This window comes from Pseudooceanicola marinus (genome assembly GCF_020177265.1).
GTDB classification, from domain to species: domain Bacteria; phylum Pseudomonadota; class Alphaproteobacteria; order Rhodobacterales; family Rhodobacteraceae; genus Pseudooceanicola; species Pseudooceanicola marinus_A.
This window is the reverse complement of record NZ_JAIVMC010000014.1, coordinates 20,746-27,398: the sequence shown is the minus strand read 5'-3', so window position 1 is coordinate 27,398 and position 6,653 is coordinate 20,746. Positions and strand designations below refer to the sequence as shown.

Below are 6,653 nucleotides of genomic sequence, written 5' to 3'. Positions count from 1 at the left end.
GGCGCGCGGGTCCTCATGACCCGCGCGTCCGCAGCTGACCTGACGACCCAAGACCCTGAAATCAAAGACCCCTGAGACGGAGAAGCCCATGAACGGGATGCTGGGAAAACGGGCCATTTCGAGCCTTGTCTCGCTGCTGGCACTTATCGTGCTGGTGTTCTTCCTCTCCCGCCTGACCGGCGACCCGGCGGCGCTATACCTGCCGGTCGACGCCTCCGAGGCGATGCGCGAGAACTTCCGTGAGATCCACGGGCTGAACGACCCCGTCATCGTGCAATTCGGCCGCTACCTGGGGGACCTGGTACAGCTTGATTTCGGCGAGAGCCTGCGCAAGGCGCGTCCCGCCATCGACGTCGTGCTGGAGGCCTTCGTCTGGACCCTGTGGCTGGCGCTGATCACCATGACCCTGGTGACCGTGGCCGCGATCATCGTCGGCTCCATCGCGGCCTTCCACGTCGGTCGCCCCTTCGACCGTTTCGCCTCGGTCCTGTCGCTGATCGGCGCCTCGGCCCCGGATTTCTGGATCGCGATCATCGGCATCGTGGTCTTCTCGGTCAGCTTCGGTTGGCTGCCCACCTCGGGCACCGGCACGATCTGGCATTGGATCCTGCCGATCTCGGTCCTCTTCGTGCGCCCCTTCGGCCTGATCCTGCAGGTGGTGCGCGGCTCGATGATCACGGCGCTCGGCTCTCCCTACGTGAAAACCGCCCGCGCCAAGGGGGTGAAGAACCGCCCCGTGATCTTCGTCCATACCCTGCGCAACGCCATGCTGCCCGTCATCACCGTGATCGGCGACCAGGCCGCGGCACTGCTGAACGGCGCCGTGGTGGTGGAAACGATCTTCGGCTTTCCGGGCGTCGGCAAGCTGATGATCGATTCGATCCTGCAGCGCGACTTCAACGTCATCCTGGCGGCCATCATGGTCACCGCCGTGGCCATCTTCATCATGAACATCCTGATCGACATCGCCTATGCGCTGCTCGATCCGCGGATCCGGACCTGAGGCGCGGACATGAGCAATTCCACGACCCATTCCGCCACCCCCAGCGGCCCCACCGACCAGCAGGCCGTGACGCCCGAGGCCGCCGTGGCCGCCCCCGTCACCGGCGGTCCCTCCGGTTTGCGCCGCATCCTGCGGATGCTGGTGGCCGACAAGTTGGCGCTTTTGTCCTCCCTCTTCCTGGTGATCGTCATCCTCTGCGCGATCCTCGGGCCGCTGTTCCTGGCCGAAATGGCCTCGGACACCAACCTGCGCGCCCGCAACGCACCCCCGTTCGAGCTGGAGCGCGGCTTTGCCTACATCCTCGGCGGGGACGCCCTGGGCCGGCCGCTGCTGGCGCGGATCGTGATGGCGGCACGCAACACCATGCTGATCGCAGCCGGCGCCGTAGCCGGGTCCATGCTGATCGGGTCCACCCTGGGGCTGATTGCGGGCTATGCCGGGCGCTGGACCGGCGAGGTGATCATGCGGCTGGCCGATGTCATCATGTCCTTCCCCTCGCTGCTGCTGGCCGTCATCGTGCTCTACATGCTGGCGCCCTCCATCGGGAACCTGGTGCTGGTGCTGGCGATCACCCGTATCCCGATCTACCTGCGCACCACCCGTGCCGAGGTGCTGGAGGTGCGCAAGCGGATGTTCGTGCAGGCCGCCACTGTCATGGGCGCCTCGCGCCGGCGGATCATCTTCCGCCACATCCTGCCGGTGATCCTGCCCACGCTGCTGACCATCGCCACGCTCGACTTTGCCTTCGTCATGCTGGCCGAAAGCGCGCTGTCCTTCCTCGGCATCGGCATCCAGGCGCCCGAGATCACCTGGGGCCTGATGGTCAGCCAGGGCCGCGCTTACCTCACCAACGCATGGTGGCTGGCCTTCTGGCCGGGCCTGGCGATCATCCTGACAACCATGTCGCTGAACCTGCTGTCCAGCTGGATGCGCGTCGCCCTGAACCCCACGCAGCGCTGGCGGCTGGAGATCGGAGGGAAGAAGAATGACTGACCACCTTCTGGAGGTCCGCGACCTTTCGGTTCAATTCCACACGGCCCAGGGCATCGTGCGCGCGGTCAACGGCATCTCCTGGCATCTCGACCGGGGCGAAACCCTGGCGATCCTGGGCGAAAGCGGCAGCGGCAAGTCCGTCTCGGCCTCGGCGATCATGAACCTGATCGACATGCCGCCCGGCGAGATCACCAGCGGCGAGATCCTGTTCGAGGGGCGCGACCTGCTGAAGGCCAGCGACGAGGAACGCCGCCGCCTGAACGGCAAGCGGATCTCGATGATCTTCCAGGATCCGCTGGGCCACCTGAACCCGGTCTACCCCGTCGGCTGGCAGATCGCCGAAACCGCCATGGCCCATGGGCGCGGCAAGGCCGAGGCCTATGAGCGGGCGCTTGCGCTGATGGAACGGGTCGGCATCCCCGATGCCCGCACCTCCATGGGCAAGTACCCGCACCAGTTCTCCGGCGGGCAAAGGCAGCGGCTGATGATCGCCATGGCCCTGGCCCTGAAACCCGACATCCTGATCGCGGATGAACCGACCACCGCGCTGGACGTGACCGTCCAGGCCGAGGTGCTGTCGCTGCTGGAAGAGCTGCAGGAAGAGACCGGCATGGGCCTTTTGCTGATCACCCACGACCTGGGCGTCGTGGCCGAAGCCGCCGACCGCGCCGTGGTGATGGAAGGCGGGCTGGTGGTGGAAACCGGCACCCCGCGCGAGCTTTATCACAACGCCACCCATCCCTATACGCGCAAGCTCTTGGCCGCCGCGCCGGGCAAGGGCGCCATGCGCGAGCCGGAAGAAGGCCCGGAGGCGATCCTGGAGGTCCGCGATCTGAAGAAGGACTACGGCGGCTTCGAGGCTCTGAAGGGCGTCAGCTTCGACATGCACGCGGGCGAGACCCTGGCGGTGGTGGGCGAAAGCGGCTCTGGCAAGTCGACCATCGCGCGACTGGTGCTGCGGCTGGAGGAGGCCAGCAGCGGCACGGCCCGCTGGAAGGGCGAGGACCTGCTGACCAAGAGCCCCCGCCAGATGGGCAAGCTGCGCCGGCAGTTGCAGATGGTCTTCCAGGATCCGACGCAATCGCTGAACCCGCATATGTCGGTCTTCCAGATCATCTCCGAGGCCTGGGTGATCCATCCCGACATCTTGCCCAAGGCCCGTTGGCCCGAACGGGTGGCCGAGCTTCTGGACCAGGTGGGCCTGAGCCCGGAACACGCCAAACGCTACCCGCACCAGTTCTCGGGCGGGCAGCGGCAGCGCATCGCCATCGCCAGAGCCCTGGCGCTGGAGCCTGATCTGATCATCTGCGACGAAGCGGTTTCGGCGCTGGACGTGTCGATCCAGGCGCAGGTGATCGACCTGCTGGGCAAGCTGCGGGATGAGCTGGGCATCGCGTTTCTGTTCATCGCCCACGACCTGCCCGTGGTGCGCGACTTCGCGGATCGGGTTCTGGTGATGAAACGCGGCGAGATCGTCGAACAGGGCCCCGTGCGGCAGATCTTCGAGCAGCCCCGCGCCCCCTACACGCAACGCCTGCTGGCCGCCGGCCTGGACAGTGACCCGGACGTGCAGGCCGACCGCCGCGCCGCCCGTCTGGCCCTGGCCGGCGGCTGAGCGCGCCACCGCCCGCGCCGCGCGACACCCGACAAGAGGACCTCCCATGGCAACCGCATTCCACTATTTCAAATGGGCCTTCCTGGTCACCATCCTCGGCCTGGCGGGCAGTTTCTGGCTGGGCTGGCGCTATGACGGCACCCTGGGCGCGGCGCTGTCCTTCCTGCTGATCGGATCCGTGCTGGCGGTGCTGGAAATCTCGCTGTCCTTCGACAACGCCATCGTCAACGCCAACAAGCTGAAGACGATGACACCGGTCTGGCGGCAACGCTTCCTGACCTGGGGGATCCTGATCGCGGTCTTCGGGATGCGCATCGTCTTTCCCCTGGCCATCGTCGCCATCGCGGCCAAGGTCGGCCCCATCGAGGCGCTGCGCCTGGCCGCCAGCGAACCGCAGGAATACGCCCGCATCATGGAGGACAGCCACCTGTCCATCGCGGCCTTCGGCGGCGCTTTCCTGGCCATGGTTGCCCTGTCCTTCTTCATGGACGAGGCGAAGGAGGTCGACTGGATCCACCGGATCGAGAAGCGCCTGCGGTCCATGGGCACGATCAAGGGCGTGACCTACGGCATCGTCCTGGTCGTCGTGTTGGGCTTCGCCATGCAGCTTGGCACCGCCGAACAGGCCACCTTCCTGAAATCCGCCGTGCTGGGGCTGGTGGTCTTCATGTGCGTGGAAACCCTGGCCCATGTGCTGGACGCCGAGGACGAGATCCAGAGCGCCGCGCGCGCCGGGGGCCTGGGGGCCTTCCTCTACCTCGAGGTTCTGGATGCCTCCTTCAGCTTCGACGGGGTGATCGGGGCCTTCGCCCTGACCAACAACCTGTTCCTGATCGCAATCGGGCTGGGCATCGGCGCCATGTACGTGCGGTCGATGACCATCATGCTGGTGGAAAAGCAGACCCTGAACCAGTTCCGCTTCCTCGAACACGGGGCCTTCTATTCGATCCTGGCGCTGGCGGTCATCATGTTCGCGCAAAGCGTCGTGCATATCCCCGAGGTGCTGACGGGCCTGCTGGGGGCGGCGATCATCGCGCTGTCCTTCATCTCCTCCCTGCGGTTCAACCGGCATCAGCACGGCTGAGGCGAGGCGCCGCCCGTGCGTCCGTCAGTCGGGGTTGAGATCGGGCAGGAGCCGGCCATGCGCCTTCTGCACCGCGATCAACTCGCCCAAGGTGGTCTGGCCGCGCGCGGCAAACAGGCGGCACATCTTCAGGAAGACCTGCGCGGTAGCCTGGGCGTCACCCAGGGCGCTGTGGCGCAGGGTCTCGGGGAAGGGCACGTCGAGCCGCTCGGCGAGGGCCTCCAGCGTCAGGGGCTTGTCGCTGCCCAGCAGTTCGGCGCCCAGCAGGACGGTATCCAGCACGGGATGATCCAGGCGGGCGCCGGTGGCGCGGGCATGCTGGCCGAGGAAGGCCATGTCGAAGGGCGCGTTATGCGCCACCAGCACGGCGCCCTCGGCAAAGTCCAGGAACCGCCGCCCGGCCTCGGCCATGGGCGGCGCGCCGGCCACCATGGCATCGGTGATCCCGTGGATCCGACTGGAGGCTTCGGGGATCGGGCGGCCCGGATCGACGAAGCTGTCGAAGGTTTCCGCCGGGATCAACCGTGATCCGATGGCGCGCACCGCGCCGATCTGCACCACCGCATCGCAGGCGGGCAGCAGGCCGGTGGTCTCCGTGTCGAAGATCACGAAGGTCAGGTCGGCCAGTTCGGCATCGCGCAGTGGCCCGGCCACGCGGGCGGGCAGAGAGAAATCATAGGCCAGCGGGCGTTCCGCCACATGGGCGCTGCCCGCATCCAGCGTCAGCAGACAGCCCGCGCCGGGGGCCATGCGGCGGATCTCGCCTTCCTGCACCGCGTGGCCGTCGGCACTGGCCAGCCGGATCGGCGCGCTCTGCCCCGGCTCCAGACCCGCCAGCACCCGCTCCACCTCCGCCATGTCGAACCAGTGCGACAGCGGCTGGCCCAGGCCGGGCGGGCGCCGCGCCTCCAACAGCCGGGCGGCCTGCCCGTCGTAGAGCAGCAGGCGCCCCGCATCATCCAGCAGGATCACCGCCAGCGGGATCTCCGACAGCAGCGCCGTCAGCCGCTCGCGCTCGCCGCGCAGATGCTGGGCCTCGCCGGCCAGATCCTCCACCGCGGATATGGCGCCCTCGCCCAGCTGGCGGCTGAGCGCGCTGGCCGCCGGGCCCAGGTCGCCCAGGTAGCGGGCCTGCGCCGTGTCAATGCCCCCGGTGCCCGCATGCGCCCGCAGGCGCATGTCCGTGGCCAGCCCCTGGATCGGGCGAGCCAGGTTTTCATCGAAGAGATACCAGACCCCGGCGACCAGCCCGGCGATGGAAAACCCCGCCGCCAGCCCCGCGGTGACATAGCCCTGCGGCCCGCCGTCGCCGTGGCGATAGCCCGCCCAGAGGCCGAGAGCGAGCAGCGCCAGGGCCCCCAGCCCCAGCCCGAGGAAGAACAGCGCGATGCGCAGGCGCAGGCCGAGCCGATCCATCCCCCGCCCCTAGATCGCGCAGGTGGCGGCCACGACGGGGTCCGCCGTCCCCACCTCACGGAAGGTGGCGCCGGCCAGCGCTTCATCGGCCAGCCGGACCTCGCTGCCCAGATCGGCCCGGCGGCCGCCGGCGCAATCCACCGCCACGCGCTGCGCGCGCGTCGGCTGCCAGCGGGCAAAGGCGTAGATGTCGATCACCCGCAGCGGCGCCTCCCCCTCGACCTCCCGCAGGGAACCCGTGTCGACGGCGATGAAGCGCGAGGTGAAGGGCGCCACCAGCGTCCAGGGCCGCCAGAGCGCGCTTTCCTCGGCGGTCACCGCGACCTCCACCCCATCGGGCAGGCCATTGGCGGTACGCGGATACCAGTCGTATTCGTTGAAGATCGCCATGGCGATCATCGCCGCCCCCGCCGCCACGGGCATCAGCCAGCGCGGCAGGCGCCCGCCGGTCATCTTGTTCAGGATCAGCGCGATCCCGGCCCCGGCAAAGCCCGCCACGATCACGGCGATCATCTCGAAAAACATCTTTACTCCCCCTCGGC

6 protein-coding genes are annotated in these 6,653 nt (G+C 68.1%); 4 read left to right on the top strand and 2 right to left on the bottom strand.

Features of this window, described 5'->3' with window-relative positions; all coding sequences use genetic code 11:
* Window positions 1–88: 88 nt before the first annotated feature.
* Genes LC066_RS19755 through LC066_RS19740 form a run of 4 tightly spaced genes read left to right on the top strand, consistent with a single transcriptional unit; the run spans window position 89 to window position 4,695 of the window.
* Window positions 89–1,003 carry an ABC transporter permease gene (locus tag LC066_RS19755; protein ID WP_224902795.1) on the top strand — a complete coding sequence of 305 codons (915 nt, stop codon included), beginning with the start codon at window positions 89–91 and terminating at the stop codon, window positions 1,001–1,003.
* A gap of 9 nt (window positions 1,004–1,012) precedes the next feature.
* Entirely contained in the window at window positions 1,013–1,996 is a 984-nt protein-coding gene (locus LC066_RS19750; protein WP_224902793.1) for an ABC transporter permease, read from the top strand.
* Entirely contained in the window at window positions 1,989–3,611 is a 1,623-nt protein-coding gene (locus tag LC066_RS19745; protein ID WP_224902791.1) for an ABC transporter ATP-binding protein, read from the top strand. Before LC066_RS19750 ends, LC066_RS19745 begins: the two co-directional genes overlap by 8 nt.
* Window positions 3,612–3,657: 46 nt before the next feature.
* Window positions 3,658–4,695, top strand: a complete 1,038-nt coding sequence (locus tag LC066_RS19740; RefSeq protein ID WP_222480723.1) for a DUF475 domain-containing protein — start codon at window positions 3,658–3,660, stop codon at window positions 4,693–4,695.
* A 24-nt stretch (window positions 4,696–4,719) separates the two neighbouring features.
* Here LC066_RS19740 and LC066_RS19735 read toward each other — a convergent pair whose 3' ends face one another.
* Both LC066_RS19735 and LC066_RS19730 read right to left on the bottom strand, forming a co-directional pair.
* Window positions 4,720–6,111: an exonuclease domain-containing protein gene (locus tag LC066_RS19735; RefSeq protein ID WP_224902789.1), complete on the bottom strand. Its 1,392-nt coding sequence runs from the start codon at window positions 6,109–6,111 to the stop codon at window positions 4,720–4,722.
* A 9-nt stretch (window positions 6,112–6,120) separates the two neighbouring features.
* Window positions 6,121–6,636 carry a hypothetical protein gene (locus LC066_RS19730; RefSeq protein WP_224902786.1) on the bottom strand — a complete coding sequence of 172 codons (516 nt, stop codon included), beginning with the start codon at window positions 6,634–6,636 and terminating at the stop codon, window positions 6,121–6,123.
* Between the last annotated feature and the right edge of the window lie 17 nt (window positions 6,637–6,653).

Bases quoted from the DNA above. Each gene is read 5' to 3' on its own strand.
- LC066_RS19755 (WP_224902795.1), top strand. From the start codon at position 89: ATGAACGGGATGCTGGGAAAACGGGCCATTTCGAGCCTTGTCTCGCTG.
- LC066_RS19750 (WP_224902793.1), top strand. From the start codon at position 1,013: ATGAGCAATTCCACGACCCATTCCGCCACCCCCAGCGGCCCCACCGAC.
- LC066_RS19745 (WP_224902791.1), top strand. From the start codon at position 1,989: ATGACTGACCACCTTCTGGAGGTCCGCGACCTTTCGGTTCAATTCCAC.
- LC066_RS19740 (WP_222480723.1), top strand. From the start codon at position 3,658: ATGGCAACCGCATTCCACTATTTCAAATGGGCCTTCCTGGTCACCATC.
- LC066_RS19735 (WP_224902789.1), bottom strand. From the start codon at position 6,111: ATGGATCGGCTCGGCCTGCGCCTGCGCATCGCGCTGTTCTTCCTCGGG.
- LC066_RS19730 (WP_224902786.1), bottom strand. From the start codon at position 6,636: ATGTTTTTCGAGATGATCGCCGTGATCGTGGCGGGCTTTGCCGGGGCC.